15 protein-coding genes are annotated in these 18,224 nt (G+C 50.2%); 6 read left to right on the top strand and 9 right to left on the bottom strand.

The window, feature by feature from the left end; translation table 11 throughout:
- The first annotated feature begins 215 nt into the window (after positions 1 to 215).
- The 3 genes from GK091_RS27035 to GK091_RS27025 all read left to right on the top strand — a co-directional run bounded on the left by GK091_RS27035 (position 216) and on the right by GK091_RS27025 (position 5,654).
- Positions 216 to 1,442 (top strand): metallophosphoesterase family protein, encoded by a 1,227-nt coding sequence (locus GK091_RS27035; protein WP_164043858.1) that lies wholly within the window; start codon positions 216 to 218, stop codon positions 1,440 to 1,442.
- The gene (locus tag GK091_RS27030) at positions 1,439 to 4,528 is read left to right on the top strand and encodes an AAA family ATPase (protein ID WP_164043857.1); all 3,090 of its coding nucleotides are present in this window, start codon (positions 1,439 to 1,441) and stop codon (positions 4,526 to 4,528) included. The genes GK091_RS27035 and GK091_RS27030 overlap by 4 nt, the downstream gene beginning before the upstream one ends.
- Positions 4,529 to 4,631: 103 nt before the next feature.
- Positions 4,632 to 5,654, top strand: a complete 1,023-nt coding sequence (locus GK091_RS27025; protein ID WP_164043856.1) for an alkaline phosphatase D family protein — start codon at positions 4,632 to 4,634, stop codon at positions 5,652 to 5,654.
- Positions 5,655 to 5,747: 93 nt separating this feature from the next.
- Here the strand turns inward: GK091_RS27025 and GK091_RS27020 are convergent, their stop codons facing one another.
- The 3 genes from GK091_RS27020 to GK091_RS27010 form a co-directional block, all read right to left on the bottom strand.
- A complete protein-coding gene (locus GK091_RS27020) occupies positions 5,748 to 6,569 on the bottom strand; it encodes an enoyl-ACP reductase FabI (RefSeq protein ID WP_164043855.1) in 822 nt (273 codons plus the stop codon).
- A 143-nt stretch (positions 6,570 to 6,712) separates the two neighbouring features.
- Positions 6,713 to 7,765 (bottom strand): alpha/beta hydrolase, encoded by a 1,053-nt coding sequence (locus GK091_RS27015; RefSeq protein WP_164043854.1) that lies wholly within the window; start codon positions 7,763 to 7,765, stop codon positions 6,713 to 6,715.
- Positions 7,762 to 9,153, bottom strand: a complete 1,392-nt coding sequence (locus GK091_RS27010; RefSeq protein ID WP_164043853.1) for a methyltransferase RsmF C-terminal domain-like protein — start codon at positions 9,151 to 9,153, stop codon at positions 7,762 to 7,764. Before GK091_RS27010 ends, GK091_RS27015 begins: the two co-directional genes overlap by 4 nt.
- Before the next feature lie 47 nt (positions 9,154 to 9,200).
- Here GK091_RS27010 and GK091_RS27005 point away from each other — a divergent pair, with 47 nt between their 5' ends.
- Positions 9,201 to 9,707, top strand: coding sequence for a KdsC family phosphatase (locus GK091_RS27005; protein ID WP_164043852.1), 507 nt, complete (start codon positions 9,201 to 9,203; stop codon positions 9,705 to 9,707).
- A gap of 46 nt (positions 9,708 to 9,753) precedes the next feature.
- Here GK091_RS27005 and GK091_RS27000 read toward each other — a convergent pair whose 3' ends face one another.
- Both GK091_RS27000 and ettA read right to left on the bottom strand, forming a co-directional pair.
- A complete protein-coding gene (locus GK091_RS27000) occupies positions 9,754 to 10,587 on the bottom strand; it encodes an aminotransferase class IV (protein WP_164043851.1) in 834 nt (277 codons plus the stop codon).
- Between the two features lie 69 nt (positions 10,588 to 10,656).
- Positions 10,657 to 12,324 (bottom strand): energy-dependent translational throttle protein EttA, encoded by a 1,668-nt coding sequence (gene ettA, locus GK091_RS26995; protein WP_164043850.1) that lies wholly within the window; start codon positions 12,322 to 12,324, stop codon positions 10,657 to 10,659.
- Between the two features lie 75 nt (positions 12,325 to 12,399).
- On the opposite strand from ettA, the gene GK091_RS26990 reads away from it, so the two are divergent.
- Positions 12,400 to 13,677, top strand: coding sequence for a DUF349 domain-containing protein (locus tag GK091_RS26990; RefSeq protein ID WP_164043849.1), 1,278 nt, complete (start codon positions 12,400 to 12,402; stop codon positions 13,675 to 13,677).
- Between the two features lie 154 nt (positions 13,678 to 13,831).
- On the top strand, positions 13,832 to 14,110 hold the full coding sequence (locus GK091_RS26985) for a hypothetical protein (RefSeq protein ID WP_164043848.1): 279 nt from the start codon (positions 13,832 to 13,834) through the stop codon (positions 14,108 to 14,110).
- On the opposite strand, the gene serS is transcribed toward GK091_RS26985, so the two are convergent.
- The 4 genes from serS to GK091_RS26965 all read right to left on the bottom strand — a co-directional run bounded on the left by serS (position 14,107) and on the right by GK091_RS26965 (position 18,185).
- Positions 14,107 to 15,378: a serine--tRNA ligase gene (gene serS / locus GK091_RS26980; RefSeq protein WP_164043847.1), complete on the bottom strand. Its 1,272-nt coding sequence runs from the start codon at positions 15,376 to 15,378 to the stop codon at positions 14,107 to 14,109. The genes GK091_RS26985 and serS overlap by 4 nt on opposite strands.
- A 51-nt stretch (positions 15,379 to 15,429) precedes the next feature.
- Positions 15,430 to 16,755 (bottom strand): aspartate kinase, encoded by a 1,326-nt coding sequence (locus GK091_RS26975; RefSeq protein WP_164043846.1) that lies wholly within the window; start codon positions 16,753 to 16,755, stop codon positions 15,430 to 15,432.
- A 29-nt stretch (positions 16,756 to 16,784) separates the two neighbouring features.
- Positions 16,785 to 17,285, bottom strand: coding sequence for a 6,7-dimethyl-8-ribityllumazine synthase (ribH, locus tag GK091_RS26970; RefSeq protein ID WP_164043845.1), 501 nt, complete (start codon positions 17,283 to 17,285; stop codon positions 16,785 to 16,787).
- A 204-nt stretch (positions 17,286 to 17,489) separates the two neighbouring features.
- Positions 17,490 to 18,185, bottom strand: coding sequence for a tetratricopeptide repeat protein (locus tag GK091_RS26965; RefSeq protein ID WP_164043844.1), 696 nt, complete (start codon positions 18,183 to 18,185; stop codon positions 17,490 to 17,492).
- Between the last annotated feature and the right edge of the window lie 39 nt (positions 18,186 to 18,224).

Here is an 18,224-nt window from a genome sequence, read left to right as displayed (position 1 = left end):
TATTGACTACGAGTCGGTAACTCGCCAACCCTCAACTACTTACGTAACAAAATAATTTTTCAAATATTTTGAAACAACACCAGCGAAAGCCAGTTATAACCCGCTTTATTACCCAATAAACCGCAAACCAGGGTCATTTTGCCCGTTTTAAAGGCGTGATGAATTATATTGCATCCTTCTATTTATGATGAATAGACCCGTGTAACAACAAATCGATGAAAATACTACACACAGCAGATTGGCATTTGGGAAAGCGATTGCTGGATTTCCAGCGGTTTCAGGAACAGCAAACCGTATTAGAAGAAATCATTGCGATTGCCGACCGCGAACAAGTTGACCTAATCGTTGTAGCGGGCGACCTGTTTGATACGTTTAATCCCGACCCTAGAGCAGAAGACTTATTATATAGTACACTGAAGCAATTAACGGCGGGTGGTAACCGACCCGTGGTAGTTATTGCGGGTAACCACGACAATCCGGATCGGATAGAAGCGCAGGATCACTTTGGCCGCGAGTGCGGCATTATCTTTGCGGGTTTTCCTAAAACGGAGGTTCGCGCCTACGCACTAAGCTGTGAAGCCAAGCTACTTCGCTCTGCGCCGGGATTCATTGAACTGAAGTTACCAGGGCAGGGTGCGCCCGTGCGCTTGATTCTTACGCCCTACGCTAATGAAGCGCGGATGCGGTCCTATTTCGGTCAGACAAGTTTTGGTGATGAACTTCGCCAACAGCTCCAGCACCACTGGGCAACATTGGCTGACACCTATATGGACGCTAAAGGCATTAATCTTCTGATCGCCCATTTGTTCGTGATGAAACGGGGTGGCGAGCAACCGGAAGAGTCGGACGATGAGCGGAGTATTCTACAGGTTGGGGGTGCCTCAGTCGTTTACACGGATATGATTCCTCCGCAAGTTCAGTACACGGCTCTCGGCCACTTGCATCGATACCAGGAAATTGCCGGTGGCCCTAGTCCTGTTGTTTATAGCAGTAGCCCCCTGGCCTACAGTTTTGCGGAAGCGGACCAGCAGAAATACGTGGTTTTGGTCGATGCCGAACCGGGACAAGCCGTAACGATTACACCAATCCCGTTGAAAACAGGGAAACGCCTGTTACGCCCCCGATTCAAACGGGTGGATGAAGCGGTCGACTGGCTTAAAGAGAACCCTGACTGCTACGCCGAAATTACGTTACAAACGCCAACGTATCTGACCAGTGAAGAACGGCGTGAGCTTCAGCAGGCACATGGATCGCTAGTGACCATTATTCCCGACGTTCGGGATATTGAATTGCCCGAACAGGAAACCACTCAGGCCATCGACCTGACCCAAAGTATGGAATCGTTATTTGCCGACTATTTTAAGAGCAAGAACAAAGGACAGGAGCCGAACGACCGGCTTCAGCAGTTGTTCAAAGAGATTTTAGCAACCGAATCGGAATGATACCTATTAAACTATCGATTCAAGGGCTCTATTCATACCAGGACAAACAGGAAATTGATTTCCGGCAATTAATTCAGTCGAGCGTTTTTGGCATTTTTGGTAAAGTAGGCAGCGGCAAAACGTCACTACTGGAAGCCATCAGCTTTGCCCTATACGGCGAAACAGAGCGCCTGAATAGCCGCGATAACCGCCAGTACAATATGATGAATCTGAAATCAAAGCATTTGCTTATCGATTTTGAGTTTCAGGCGGGGCCCGACCAGAACCTGTATAAATTTATCTATGAAGCGAAACGCCATCCCAAGAAGCATCATGAGATAGGCCCCGGCGAACGCCGGATGTTCATGTATCAGGAAGGCGACTGGAAACCGATTGGTAACGAGAAAGAAGAGATTTCGCTGCTGTCGAAGGAAATTTTAGGCCTGGATTACGACAACTTCAAGCGAACAATCATCATTCCCCAAAACCAGTTTCGGGAGTTTCTGGAACTCAGTCCCCGTGAGCGGACAGAAATGATGAACCGATTATTCAAGCTGGATCAGTACGATCTGGCCGGTCGGGTTGGGCGCTTGAGCAAAGCCAATGATGAACAGCTTTCGGAGTTACGTGGTCTGCTGGCCCCACTGGAAACAGTGAATCCGGAAGCGATCGATCTCGCCAGGGTCAGTATTAAGGACATTTCAGCGTTATTGACGCGCAAAGACGATGAAATTAAAGCGCTGCTCCCCGACGAAAAGCGGTTACTCGACAGCCAGAGCCGAAGCAAGACTTTAATGACCATTCAGCAGGAACTTGGCCAGTTGCTTACGCAGGCACCTGCATACCGCCAGCTGGAGAGTGATATAGCGATTTACGAAAGTTGCCTACTGCTTTTCCAGGCCGATCTTGCTAGTCTGGAAAAACTCATCCGTAAGCAATCAACACTGACCGAGGCCGAACGTACCGCCAACCAGCAGCTTGGTGCAATAACGAAGCGGCTGGCTAGTTTGCAGGGTGTCTATGAGGCAGCCAAACAGGCATACGAGACACGCAACGAACTACAGCAAAAGATCGATGAGTTAGATACGGTTCAGACGATAAGAACGGTGCAGCAATCGATCAGCCTCCAACTACGTAACCGAGATTCGTTGACAACACAGCTCAATCAGCAAACCAGTCAACTCGACCGTTACAAGACAGATCGTACGCAGCAACAACTTGTTCTCGACACGGCCCTCGGGCAAACCTCAAATCTCGAACGATTGTATAAGGTGCAAAACTGGTTTACGGCCTATAAACCGCTAAAGAAACAGGCTGACGACCTACAAACGGCGCTGGACAACTATGATTTGACCCTTGAGCAACTCAAGCAGCGTAAAGACGAAGCCTTAGTCGGATTTAAATCCGAATGGACTCAGTTGGCACTGAAGGTGCTACCTGACCAGATTGACGAGGCCCTTTCGCAGCTGAAAGTTATTCGCGAAGAGCGGGACACAAAACACCGGCAGATGTTGGTCCAGGATGAACTACGAAAGTATGCTGACACCCTGACTGAAGGTAAGCCCTGTCCCCTTTGCGGCTCAGACCATCATCCAGCCCGACACAGAGGCAATGCCGAAGCGGACGATCTGGAACGAAGCCGGGCGGCTTTGCAAAAAGTCAAGCAACGCATTGAAGAGACAACTACCCTTCAACTGACCATTAAGGAACTCACAACGCAGCTACGCGGTGAACTAACTAACGGGAAGCGGCTGATGCAGGAACGAGCCGGGGTAGTTCAGCAACTTACTGAACATGAGGATACGTTTGTCTGGCCGGAGTTCTCCAAAGAGCAGGAGGGGCAAATCGTACAGGCTATCAAACAGGAAAGCGATGGACAACAAAAGCTTCAGGCTGCGCAGAAAGCCGTTCGGGAACTGGAAAAACTCATCGAAGAAACCGAAGCGACCTATAACACAGTAGCGAAAAAAGTGGCGGAAGCCGATAACGCCATCGCGGGATTAAATGGTCAGCTGAAGCGTGACATCGAATCACTGGAACATTTCCGGCTTGACGAAGTGAACGCCTGGGACTTGAATCAGATTGACGGTCTGCGCAAATCACTGACCCGGTCGTATGACCAGACAAAGCTCAATTTTGACGATGCCGATAAGCAGAAGGGAAACGCCGAGAAAGAAGTGGCGGCCACGGAGGCCCAACTTCAGGAACTAGCCAATCAACTGGCCGACATTGCCAAGGACATCCAGACGTTAGACAATACGATTGACAATAACCTTACGAAGCAGGGGCTGATTCGCGAACAGGTGACCCGTATCCTAGGATCGGCCTTGGATGTGCGTCAGGAAAAACAGCGAATCAAGGAGTACAACGAAAAACGCAGTGGTCTACAGCAACAGGTCGAAACGCTGGAAACGGAACTGGCAGAACATCCCTTCGACCCGGCGGCATTAGCGGCCATTCAACGACAGCTGACCACGTTGCATGCCCAGAAAGACGAGCTCAACAAAGACCACGGTCGGGCTACTACGGTATTAACTACGCTGGAAGCACAATGGCAGCAGAAACAGGAACACCAGAAACGCTATGACGAACTGGATCTTCGACGGCAGGATTTGAAGAAGATGGACGAACTGTTCCGGGCGCAGGGTTTTGTCAATTACGTTTCGTCGGTTTACCTCCGCAATCTCTGCGAATCGGCCAATGAGCGTTTCTTCAAGCTGACCAACAACCAGTTGAAGCTGGAATTGGATGATAAGAACAGCTTTCAGGTGCGCGATTACCTCAACGGGGGCGAGGTTCGAAGCGTTAAGACACTCTCGGGTGGGCAGACGTTCCAGGCTGCGTTATCGCTCGCCCTGGCGCTGTCGGACAACATTCAGCATCTGACGAAGGCTAAACAGAATTTGTTCTTTCTGGATGAGGGATTTGGAACGCTGGATAAAGACGCGCTTCAAACCGTCTTTAAAACCCTGAAAGCCCTACGTTCCGAAAATCGGGTAGTCGGTATTATTTCGCACGTCGAGGAGCTTCAGCAGGAAGTGGACAGTTTTATTCGCGCTGAGGCCACTGAAAGTGGCAGTCGGATCATACGAAGCTGGGACGAGTAGATTCGTATGATCCGATCGTGGCCCAGTGTTAACAAATCTTGAAGCTGATGCCGTATCAGAATGGCTTCTTTATTTTTACGCTGTAGATAACCCAATCGATCGAATGAGAAAATTTATCACGCTGGGACTTATTGGATGCGTTGCATTAGCCGGATGTCGTTCATCCAAACCAGATACGGCCTCTTCGCAGGAACAAAAACCGATCACCACAATCGCTTTCGGATCGTGCAGCGACCAGAAACGGCCAAGACCCCTATGGGATGATATTGCCGCGCAGAAACCCGATGTCTGGGTATGGCTGGGTGACAACATTTACGGTGATTCGGAGAATATGGACACGCTGAAAGCTAAGTATACCAATCAAAAATCGGACCCATTCTACCAGCAATTACGGCAATCGGCATCTGTCATTGGTGTTTGGGACGACCACGATTATGGCGTCAACGACGGGGGTAAAGAATATCCTCGCCGGAAAGAAAGTCAGCAATTGATGCTCGATTTTCTGGATGTTCCGACGAATAGCCCATTGCGCAGTCAGGAAGGCGCTTACTCGGCCAACGTGTATGGACCACAGGGTAAACGGGTTAAAGTGATTCTGCTCGATGGCCGCTACTTCCGTGATCCGCTGAAGAAAGAAGGTAAAAAGAACGTACCGGACCCATCCGGCGACATACTGGGCGAAACTCAGTGGCAATGGTTGGAACAACAACTGACCAACTCTGATGCCGATGTGCACATTATCGGCTGCGGCATCCAGTTTTTGCCCAACGAACATGTTTACGAGAAATGGGGTAACTTCCCCACGTCGCGCCAACGGTTTCTGGATTTGCTGAGCAAGACGAAACCGAAAGGAGCAATGCTCATCAGCGGAGATCGCCACATGGCCGAAGTATCGAAGATCAAACTACCGGGCCTAAACTACGACCTTTTCGACATTACCAGTAGTGGTTTAACGCACGTTTCGGCACCCCACGAAGAACCAAACAGCTACCGCGTTGGCCCAATAGTAAGCGAGCTAAACTATGGCTTGATCACCGTTAACTGGAAAGCGAAACCGCTAACGGCGACGGTACAGATCAAAGGTGACAAACAGGCGACGTACCTGACGCAGGAAATCAAATTCTAACTGATCAGGCTTCATTCAACGAAGAAGGCGGCTGGTTCTGACATTATATCAGAACCAGCCGCCTTCCTGCTTGTAAGCTAGTGCGAAGCTATTCTACTCTGCTTCTTTAGTTATCAGCTGCATCACTTCCTCCGAAATACCCGTCATCGAGAAGCCCCCATCGTGGAATAGGTTTTGCATCGTTACCATTTTGGTCAGGTCAGAGAAAAGCGTTACTACGTAATCGGCGCACTGATCGGCAGTTGCGTTACCGAGGGGCGAGGTTTTGTCGGCAAAATCATAAAATTTGTCGAAGCCGCCAATGCCGCCACCAGCCGTTGTTGGTGTAGGTGACTGCGAAACGGTATTTACCCGCACATGACGCTCTTTGCCATAGCGATACCCAAAACTGCGGGCAATGGATTCCAGAACCGCTTTCGCATCGGCCATGTCCGTGTAGAACGGAAATGTGCGCTGGGCAGCCATGTAAGTCAGAGCCACCACGGATCCCCATTCGTTGATTGCATCGAGCTTATACGCCGTTTGCAGCATTTTGTGGAACGACAACGCCGAAATATCAATGCTCTGCTTGAACCAGTCGTAATTCAGATCGGTATACGCTTTGCCTTTGCGGATATTTGGACTCATACCAATCGAATGGAGTACGAAGTCAACTTTACCGCCAAGTACCTCCGTTGATTTGGTAAACAGGTTTTCGAGGTCCTCAACCGACGTAGCATCTGCCGGAATAATTTCGGCGCTACATTGCTCGGCCAACTGCCTGATAGCGCCCATACGCATAGCGATCGGCGCATTGGTCAAGGTAAAGGTAGCCCCTTCTTCTTTCGCCTTCAAAGCGACTTTCCAAGCAATTGATTTTTCGTCTAAGGCACCGGAAATGATGCCGCGTTTTCCGTTCAGTAATCCGTAAGCCATTGATAGTAAGTTTGTACCGGGTAACCCGGTGCGATTTTCAGTTTATGACGTTTACCGGTTCATTGTACCAGACACTTCGACCTAAGCCCGTGCCTGATCCATTCTGAGGCTGATCAAAAGGACAATGAGACGCCAAAGTTAGGTTATTTTTTGGTCGCACCACCGTTTGAACGAAATGCAACAGCAGGCGTTGACAAGGGGGCCGCCGGTAATTTCAGGACATCGCTCATAAATTTTTCGGTGGCTTGATAAACGCCTTTCAAATCGCCCGAGGTAAAATGAGACGCAATAACGTGTTCACCCGCGTCGGGGAAAGCCACCTTTTCTTTCTTGTCAACGGGGGTACCCAGTTCGTCAAACATGGTAAGCATAGCCGCAACAGAAACGACTTTATCCTGATGGGCGTCATCCTTGTAGTAATAGCCAAGGAACACGGGCTGCTTCACTTTCTGAAACTGCTCCGGTGTCATGTATTCCTCCAGCATCGTTTGAAGCGTAATCAGCCCATTGGTATGGTATTGTGGTAGCCAGTACCGACTGCGTCCGGGTTGCTTGTATGAACTAACGACATAATCGCCCCCAAATACCTGATGCAAGATCTGTTTGCCCCAGGGTTTGGTCACCAGCGTTAAGGCCGGATTTGCCACGGCGATACAGGGCGAGTAGAGAATCAGGCTATGAATTTCGGGATGATGGGCAGCCAGATAAAGCGAAAGCATACCACCCGCCGAGGTTCCCATGACAATCACCTTTTCGCCCAGTTCCTTCCCAATGGCCAGCGCCCGTTCCGCTGATCCGGCATATTTTCCGGGTGTCAGATCCTTGAGCGCATCGGGTGAATCTACTCCGTGACCATACGTACGGGCCAGATAGAGATTACAGCCGAAATGCTGTGCCAGTTGCTTATGAATCGGATCGCCCTCGGCCCAGGTTGCCCCAAAGCCGGGAATATATACGATACTGTAGGGCGTCTTAACCTTATGCAGACTATCGGCCCACACGATGCGCGCTTCGTTATCAGGACGCAGGTTGGCCTTGCTCTCCGAATCGGCAATACTTTTTTCTAACCGCACTAAATCCGGATCGAGCGTAATCGGTTCATCTTTTATGGCATCATAGTGCGCCGATGGCCCCAGGGTGTAGCCCACAACGATAACGGCCAGTAATAGGCCGGTAATGGCGAAAATCCGCTTCATATGTATTCTTTGATATCCATCCGTATGCGCCAGTCTTTGGGCAGATAGTTGTTGACCCGATTGCCAACGCCTTTCACCCAGCCCAGGTTTGCGCCTTCGTATTGCGCTAGTTGCCAGCCTTTAATGGGCTCATCGAAAACCAGATTTTCTTTCTTAAAGTAACGCAATGCCTCTTCCTTACTCAATGGTTTGGTCGGCAGACTCTGGTTGATGGCGGCACTTAATGCCAGCGCGTGCGATGGAATAAAATCGGTCCCTTTGAACTGACCCATCTCCAGGCCGAACCCTTTGTTGTGAATTGCGCTGTCCAGCAATAAGAATTGCTTTTCCAGCGCCTTCGGTAAGGCCATGACGTCGCCATTGGGTTTTTCCCACAACGAAAAATCAGCCGGGTTTTGTAGCCATTTCAGGGCCGATGTTGTTTCGCGGGGCCGTAGCGCACGAATGCTGCGGAATGTACGGGCATCCAGTTTTACCGTGGCCGTGAATGCTGTCTTCTTGAATACGCTGATAAAGAATCCTTCGCCCCGCACCCGATGCGGAAAACACTGGTATCCTACCGCACCGTCAACTTCTTTCTCGACTACATTCCATTCCGATGGCAGTATAAGCAGACGATTACGAAATCCGTGTTCCGTCAGATAGCGAACATTGGCCGTATTTTCGTCATCGTTGTACGTACAGGTGCTGTAAATTAAAACACCCCCTTCATCGAGCAAAGGGGCTGCCGCCGATAAAATACGTTTCTGCCGGGCCGAACAAAGCTGCACGTTCGCTTCCGACCATTCCTGCATGGCATCGGGATCTTTGCGGAATAGACCTTCGCCCGAACACGGCGCATCGACAACGACCACATCAAAAAAACCCGCCAGATTGCCCATATCTTCGGGATCGTGATGGCTGATGACGACATTCGGATAGCCCCACTTATCCATATTCTCGCGTAAGACCGACACCCGGCTTCGAATGACTTCGTTACACATCAACAGACTATCGGGATGCAGTGAGGAAGCCAGCAAGGTACTTTTTCCGCCGGGAGCTGCGCAAAGATCCAATACTCGTAGTGGTCGGTTCAGATTCGTGGTTTGCGTTAACGCTTCTTTTAATAGCATCGACGACGCTTCCTGAACGTAGTAAGCGCCCGCCTGAAAGAGTGGGTCGAGGGTAAAACTTGGCCGCTCCGGCAGATAAAAGCCTTCTGAACACCAGGGAACACGCTCCAGATCAGCCGTATTGTACTGTGGTTTTCGCGGATTTATCCGGATACTGACAGGCGTTTCCTGCGTGAGCGCCGACTCGAAAGCAGTAAAGTCTGCGCCTAGTTGCGCCTGCATCTGTTCACGAAACGCCGGGGGCAGTCCAGCCGGAGACAATCCATGTATATTCATCTAGCAAAAATACGCAAGTGTCTGTCGGTTTTCATTAAACTTGCCAGATGGTAGCGCTACAAGAACGATTTACGCAAATCAGGACATTTATTTTCGACGTTGACGGTGTCCTGACCGATGGAAGCGTCGGTCTGCTGGCCTCCGGCGAACGGTTCCGAACGGTTTTTATTCGGGATACCTACGCCATTGAACGAGCCTTAAAAGCGGGCTTTCGGGTTGGCATTGTTTCGTCAGCAAACGCAGATGGTATTCGCAGTTGGCTGGCGGCCATGAACGTAAAAGATGTTTTTATGGGTGGCCCCTCCGATCAGAAGGAAAATGCGTACCTCGGCTACATTGCCCGCGACGGCCTCAACGAAGCTGACATCCTGTACATGGGCGACGATATTCCGGACCTAACCATTTTGAGTCGGGCTGCCGTTTTTAGTACGTGTCCCGCCGACGCGGTCGATGACGTGCAGGCGGTATGCGACTACATATCGCCGATGGTTGGTGGCCGGGGCGCGGTTCGTGATGTGATCGAGCAGGTGCTTAGAGCACAGGGGAAATGGTGACTGAGGTACTGAACAATTCATTTACTCTTCAGTAGCCAACGTGTATTTACCAGTTCTTCACCAGTTCATCGAATCGTTCCAACAGAAACTTCGCTTTGGGGCCAGCGTGCCCATTACCGATCGTTAATTCGCCGATCTGGGTAATCGGCAGCACCCTTTTAGTCGAGCTGGTGGTGAAGGCTTCCTCGGCATCGTACAGTTCGGAAAGCAATACGGGTCGCTCCTGCACGTCGAAATCGCCTTGTGCCAATTGCAGAATGGTTCGGCGGGTGATTCCGTGAAGAATGTTCCGGTTGGGTGTAATGAGCTGATTTCCTTTGACAATAAAGAAATTACTCCGGCTCAACTCGCTGATTTCTCCCCCTTTCTGGTAAAGCAAGTCAGACGCCCCCGCCGATCGAATGGCCTGCGCCATCAAAATGACCCGCTTATAATCCGTGCTTTTCACTTCAGCCATCTCCCGCACATACTCATCCAGTATTACGGCGATTCCCTGTTCGTATTGGATTTGTGGAGTTGGATGAATTTCTTCAGCCAGAATGAGCAGATTTGGCCGGACAATGCTGATGCTATCGGGCGCGTAACCACCAGTCATCACAAACCGAAACGCCATGTCGGCAGGCGAGCCCGCTTCAACGCTGCGTTCCATAAGATCCATGAGCACAGCATACGTTTCTTGCTTGCCGATCGGCAACGGCAGATGCATACGCGTCGCCGAATTCTGGAAACGCTCCCAGTACCAATCCCACTGAAAGGGGCGACCGTTGTATGTCAGGAAATAATCGAACAGCCCATAACCGCGAAGCAGGCTAAGATCGGTGATACCAACAGCGAGCTGGTCGGTGGGGGCAATTGTGCCGTTGAAATAGCCGTAATACATAATGGGTTGGCCCAATCTATACCTTGTGTTGACGGACTTAACGAAAAAGTCCGTCAACACAAGGATACGTTAAACGAGTTTTTTGTACCTGATCCGGGTTGGCGTTGCGTCTGAGCCCAAGCGTTTGCGTCGATTTTCTTCGTACTCCGAAAAATTACCCTCAAACCAGTAGACCTGCGAATCACCTTCGAACGCCAGTATGTGCGTGGCAACACGGTCCAGGAACCAGCGATCGTGGCTGATGACGACAGCGCATCCCGCAAAATTCTCAAGTCCTTCCTCCAATGCCCGTAACGTATTGATGTCCAAGTCGTTGGTTGGCTCATCTAGTAATAGCAGATTGGCGCCTTCCTTCAGCGTCATGGCCAGGTGAACACGGTTTCGTTCACCACCGGATAACGTCCCGACTTTCTTTTCCTGATCGGCACCAGCGAAGTTGAACCGGCTTACATACGCGCGGGCATTCGATTGTTTGCCCCCAATTGTAATCCATTCGTTACCGCCCGAAATCGTTTCGAATACCGTCTTATTGGCGTCAAGACCATCGTGTTCCTGATCAACGTAGGCAACTTTCACTGTTTCGCCCACATCGAACGTTCCCGAGTTGGGTTTATCACGACCGGTAATCAGTTTAAAGAGCGTCGTTTTACCGGCTCCATTCGGGCCAATAATACCAACAATGCCGCCCTGGGGTAATCGGAACCCTAGATGTTCGAAGAGTAATCTATCGCCATAAGCTTTGGAAACGTCTTCGGCCTCAATAACTTTCGCGCCCAGACGTGGCCCCGACGGAATGAAAATTTCGAGCCGTTCCTCCTTCTGGCGATTATCTTCATCCAGCAATCGTTCATACGCCCCAAGCCGGGCTTTCGACTTGGCCTGACGCGCTTTGGGAGCCATCTTAACCCACTCCAACTCGCGCTGAAGCGTTTTTTGCCGCTTCGATTCGGTCTTTTCTTCTTTAGCGAGCCGCTGCTGTTTCTGATCCAGCCACGACGAATAGTTGCCTTTCCAGGGAATACCTTCACCCCGGTCGAGTTCAAGAATCCAGCCCGCTACGTTATCCAGAAAATAGCGATCGTGGGTCACGGCGATAACCGTACCGCTATACTGACGCAGGTGTTCTTCCAGCCAGAGAACCGATTCCGCATCCAGGTGGTTGGTCGGTTCATCGAGCAGCAATACATCGGGTTGTTGGAGCAATAGACGACACAAAGCAACCCGGCGTTTTTCGCCCCCTGACAGATTATCGATCAGCGCATCCTGTGGCGGACAGCGCAGGGCGTCCATGGCCCGTTCGAGTTTCTGATCGAGTTCCCAGGCGTTATAGTGATCAAGTTTTTCCTGCACTTCGCCCTGACGGGTAATCAGTTTATCGAAGTCAGCGTCAGGATCACCAAACGCTTCGTTGATTTCGTCGAATTCTTTGAGCAGATTAACGACTTCCTGCACGCCCTCCTCCACCACTTCGCGAACGGTTTTACCAGCCGTGAACTGTGGCTCCTGTTCGAGCATACCAACCGAGTAACCAGGCGAAAAAACAACCTCACCCGTGTAGCTCTTATCGATACCGGCAATAATGCGCAACAGGGTGGATTTACCGGAGCCATTTAATCCCAAAACACCGATTTTAGCACCGTAAAAAAAGGAAAGGTATATGTTCTTTAGGATTTGTCGGTTAGGCGGAATATTTTTACTCACGCCCGCCATGGAGAAAATTATGGTTTCCTGACTCATTAATTTCTAATAGATTTGTGGTTGGCAATTATTCCCAAAATTAACCCACAGCGCAGCCTTAACCAAGTTATAGTAATGGAAAACGCTTCACTGGTAGATGAATACGGTTACGTCAAAGACGGAAAGGTATTTTTGAAAGGCTACCTGAATTACGAAGATCGCCAGATTGGCGAAGTTAAACGAACTGAGCAGGAAGCGCTCGACTATTTTAAGAATCGCTTCATCATCGCCGAAAATAAGGTCAGCCAGTTAGAGAAAGACATTGACGAGGCACAGAACAAGGGTTCTTACCTGACAAAACTGGTTCAGCTCCGAAAAAAACTGCTTGGCTTTGATGCCCTCGGTGAGTTTCCTCCCCTGCTCGACCGGCTGGATGCCCAGGAGCAGTTGCTGGCCGAGTTGATTACGGTCAATCAACTCAAAAATCTGGAGATCAAACGCGCGCTGATTGCCGATGCCGAAGCGATCGTTAATAGTACCGACTGGCGGACAACGGCAGACGAGTTGCAGGAAATCAAAACGAAGTGGATCAAGACCGGGCCCGTCGATAAAGGCACAGAAACCGAAATCGAAGGGCGGTTTCAGGAACTGCTGGATGGGTTCTTCCAGCGTCGACGCGAATTCTTCAACGAGCAGAACAAGGTCATTCAGGAGCGGCTGGACAAGTACGATGAGCTAATCCGGCTGGCCTTCCGGGCAAACCGGCTAGGCGACCTCGACGCGGCTTTTCAGGAAGTACGTCGGCTGAACAACGCCTGGAAAGCGGTCGGTGAAGTACCGATCAAGAAAAGCGGAAAGCTGTATAAGCAGTTCAAGAAAGCGACGACCATGTTCTACACGAAATATAATGACGTGAAGGGCATTGTCATCGAGAAGAAGGTCGATCCGCGCATTGAGGCTCAGATGAAAATGGCCGATGAGGCCGAAAGTCTGGCGAAACAGTCGGATATTTTTGCCGCTGCCGAGCGCGCTAAAGTCCTGTTGAACAGCTGGAAAGAGGTTCGGGTGCCGTTTAAATTACAGGATAAGGTTCTGAACGAACGTTTCCGGGCGGCCTGCGACAAGATTTTTGAGTTAAGCTACCTCGGACGCGTGCTGTCCCGCAAGTATCCGGCGTTTGAGCTGAAAAGCCAGTCTGAGCAGATTCGGACCAAAATCCGGGAGATGGAATACCTCGTCAAACGGGAAAAGAGCGATCTTCAATTTGCACTCCAGGACGCTGATGGTCTCGATCCAAATAACGACGCCGACAAGCAGGTTCTGAATAAAATCAATACGCAGAAGCGTAAGATCGCTATGAAAGAAACGATCCTGCGCGAATTTCAGAAGCAACTGGAAACAGTAGGTTACTAATCAACAGGGTTTTTCGCTGACTTGTTTTTCATATGCCGTATCTTGGAGATACGGCATATGAAAAACAAGTCAGCAAGCGATCACTCCGTACAAACGAAACGTGCCTCCGTTCTGAACTGGGGCACGTTTCGTTTGTGTATCTTGTTCTATGCGTATGGAAACTTCACCGATTACCGCTCCTGACTTCGTCGCATCCGATACGTTATTCCGCGATGCGATCATTCCCGGAAAATTCGTCCGCATCGAGTACCTGACGGACCTGAACGAATTCATCAAAGCCGATGTCACAATCAAGCAACTCGTTCAGCAGGACGGAACTGAGTGGCTCGAACTGGCAACGGGCGACAAGATTGCCCTTGATCGTGTCGTCAGCATTTCGGGCAACCTGTCGCCCCGTTATCCCGGTTACGGAAATTACTCCTGCGATTGTTAGTCGATTACCTCGAAGCCACAATACGGAGCCAGAACGGCTGGAATGCGAATGCCTTCCGCTGTCTGGTTATTTTCCAGAATTGACGCCAGAATCCGGGGCAGCGCCAGCGCCGACCCATTGAGCGTATGGAGCAACTGCATTTTCCCCTCTACTTTCGACCGTAGTTTGAGTCGGTTGGCCTGATACGTTTCGAAGTTAGACACCGAGCTAACTTCCAGCCACCGCTGCTGAGCGGCCGACCAGACTTCCATATCATACGTCAGGGCTGAGGTGAAACCCATGTCACCACCACACAGCCGCAATACCCGATACGGCAACTCGAGCTTCTGCAACAGTGACTGCACATGCAGACTCATTTCCTCCAGAGCGGCATACGAATTTTCGGGTTTTTCGATCCGCACGAGTTCAACCTTATCGAACTGATGCAATCGGTTCAGGCCACGAACGTGTGCCCCCCACGAACCCGCTTCGCGCCGAAAACAGGGCGTATACCCTACGTTTTTCACCGGTAGCTGATTTTCCGGTAAAATCACGTCGCGGTACATGTTCGTGATGGGTACTTCTGCCGTTGGAATCAGGTAGAGCTTCTCCTCATTGATGTAATACATCTGTCCTTCTTTGTCAGGCAGTTGACCTGTCCCGAAACCAGAATCTTCGTTGACGACAACCGGCGGCTGTACTTCCAGATAACCGGCTTTCATCGCTTCGTCGAGGAAGAAATTAATCATCGCTCGCTGAATCCGCGCGCCCTTTCCTTTATACACGGGAAAACCCGCACCAGCAATCTTGACACCTAGCTCGAAATCGATAATGTCGTATTTCTTGATAAGCTCCCAATGCGGTTGAGCGCCTTCAGCCAGTACCGGCTTTTCACCATGCTCTAACAGCACCTCGTTATCTTCCGGCGTACGACCCTCCGGAACACTGCTGTGGGGCAGGTTGGGAATGGTTACCAGCACAGCCTGCATGTCCACTTCTACCTGGCGTAACGTATCAGCCAACTCCTTCGAGCGCGTCTTTAGTTCGGCCGTTTCAGCTTTAGCAGCTTCAGCAGCTGCTTTATCACCGGCCTTCATCAAGGCGCCGATCTGGCTGGCTTTCATATTGGATTGAGCCAGTACATCGTCAAGTTCGCGCTGTGTATCGCGTCGTTGCTGATCAAGTGTCAGTACTTGCTCTACCACGACTTCGGCATTGGCAAAATTCCGCTTGCGTAACCCGGCTAGGGTGGTTTCTTTGTTGTCGCGGATGAAATTCAGTTGAAGCATTGCGATTGTACGAGCCAACGCTCGTTTTTGTCTTGTATTTGCTGTGATGGTTTACAGCGAAAAAAGTCCGTCATTCAACGCGTTGAGCGCGTCTGCTTTGTATCGGCTGTGAACAAGCAACGACAGATTGCTTTCGGTGCCGCCGTACGAAATCATCCGGATCGGGATATTCTTCATAGCATTGAACACCCGCAAGGCTACTCCCTCATTGTCAGCACTGAAATTACCAACGATACAGATAATCGTCTGGTCAGAATCTGGCTCTTCAAGCGTACAGAACTGACTTAACTCATCCGAGATCTCCTGAATTCGATCTGTATTATCGATCGTAACCGACACTGATACTTCCGACGTAGCCAGCATATCGACCGGGGTTTTGTATTTCTCGAATATTTCGAAAATACGGCGCAGGAATCCGTACGCATTCAGCATACGGGTTGAATGGATGTATAAGGCCGTGATGCCATCTTTCGCAGCAATCGCCTTAAATACCTGATCACTTGTTCTGTCGGCAATGAGCGTACCAGGTGCGCTGGGGTCCATCGTATTCTTGAGCCGCACGGGAACGCCGAACATACGGGCAGGCGTAATGGTGGACGGATGCAGAATTTTGGCACCGAAATAAGCCAGTTCAGCCGCTTCATCGAACGTCAGCTCACGAACCGGGAATGTGTTTTTCACAATCCGCGGATCGTTGTTATGCATCCCGTCAATATCCGTCCAGATCTGAATTTCGTCGGCCCGAATGGCTCCTCCGATCAGGGAAGCCGTATAATCGGAGCCACCCCGTTTGAGGTTATCGACTTCATCACGCGGATTCCGGCAGATGAAGCCCTGCGTTACGATGATTTGTTTGTCAGTATGTTGAGCTAGTAACTCAGCTAGCTTTTCTTCCGTGTAGTGGATTTCGGGTTCGTTGTCCGCATCGATCCGCATAAATTCCAGCGCGGGCAGCAATGTTGAGGGCACACCTTCTTCAACCAGAAACGCCTGGAAAATCTGCGTACTTAATAACTCACCTTCCGCAACCAGTTCCTTCTCCTGCTTTAACGTGAACGGTTTGATGCCGGTCAGCGATCGAATGAACGAGAATTCAGTATCAACGATCTGCTGTCCTGCCGCCTTACCTTCCGGCGTTTTGTATAGCTCATCGATAAACGCATCGTAATGCGTTTTAAGCGAGTCGATCTTGGCATCAACTTCCGCTTCGTCATTAACCTTGGCTGCCTCGCCGATGGCCAATAGCGTGTTGGTAGAGCCGGAAAGCGCCGACAGAACGACGATTTTACGGGTAGTATCTTCAGTAATCAAGTTACGGATGGACTGCATGCGATCAGGCTTTCCAACCGATGTTCCGCCAAATTTCCAGACGTGCATTTTTAAAAAGTGAAAGGGTGAATGAGCAGTTAAAATTGAGTGTAAACCTGTCTTTGCAAACCCAGCATTTTGATGGCCGTGATCGCTGCTTCGTCGCCTTTGTTGCCGTGAATGCCGCCCGCCCGGTCTAGTGCCTGTTGCTGATCATTCGGGGTCAAGACGCCAAAAATAACCGGCTTACCCGTTTTCAGGCCAACGGTCGTCAAGCCCTGCGCTACGGCATGGTTGATGTAATCGTTGTGTTTTGTCTCGCCCTGAATGACGCAACCCAGTGCGATAACCGCATCGATATCGTCGCGCTGGGCAAACCACTGTGCGCCCAAAGTCAGCTCGTAACTACCCGGCACATTGCCCCGAATAATATGGTCGGCTTTTGCGCCGTGAGCCAGCAACGTATCATAAGCGCCCCTGAACAGAGCTTCCGTTATCTCTGTGTTCCATTCGGAAACGAGAATTGCAAACCGACGTTCGCTTACATCAGGAAGCGCGTCCGTTGAAAAGACGCTAAGGTTTTTTAAGTCAGATGCCATATAAATTGTACCGGTTACCCGGCAGGATTTTGCTAAGTAAACTAACTTTCCGACCGAAATTGCGCTGATTTACAGAGTGGTCAGTTGTTGAAACCTAAGCCTTTAATTCGGCTAATCCGTAGCTCAGCGCAATTCCGGTCAACAAAAAAAGGACAAAACCTCGGTCGGCTTTGTCCTTTGCAGTATTGAGTTATTCAAGTACGCCTATGACTCGCCGACCGTTGCTTCAAGCACGGATTTGTACTTCTTGGCACTAACGGCCTCGGCAGATTGTGGATACTTGTCAATAATCGTAGTGTATGCTTCGAGGGCTTTATCGTTTTGCTTTGCCTGCTCACGGGCAACAGCCAGCTTCAGCAGATAGCCAGGTGTGAAGAATTTATTCGGTTTGTAATCAACGGCTTTCTGGTAATAATCAGCCGCTTCATCGTAGCTCTTCTTTTCTACGTATGCATCACCAATGAGGGCGTAAGCACGACCCTGCACCAGCAAATCCGATGAACTGAAGCTTTTCAGGTGATCGATAGCTTCGTCATATTTACCTTGTTTCAACAAACCAACGCCAGCATAGAATTCGGCCAGATTACCGCCCTTCGTTGCACCGTAGTTGTCTGCAACAGCCAGCAAGCCAGGGGTTCTACCATCGCCGTTGAGGGCTTTTTTAAGGGAGTCGGCTTCGAGTTGATAGACGGATGGGAACAGTTCGACCTGTGCCGTTTCATCCTGGCTACTGACGTAATACCGATAGCCGAAATAACCGACGACCAGCAATACAATGCCGCCAATCACGCCTAAAACAATATTTCGGTTCTGCTGGAAAAAGTCACCAACATCCTCTAATCGCCCCTCTAATGCGTCCGGGTCTTCCAAAAAATCCAGTCCGCTGTTCTTTTTGCTCATCTGTTTGCAATTTGGACTGCAAAATTAGGAATATTTGTA

Origin of the sequence: Spirosoma agri (assembly GCF_010747415.1) — a bacterium.
Taxonomy (GTDB): Bacteria; Bacteroidota; Bacteroidia; order Cytophagales; family Spirosomataceae; genus Spirosoma; species Spirosoma agri.
The sequence above is the reverse complement of the archived record's forward strand: the minus strand, read 5'-3'. Positions and strand labels throughout refer to the sequence as shown.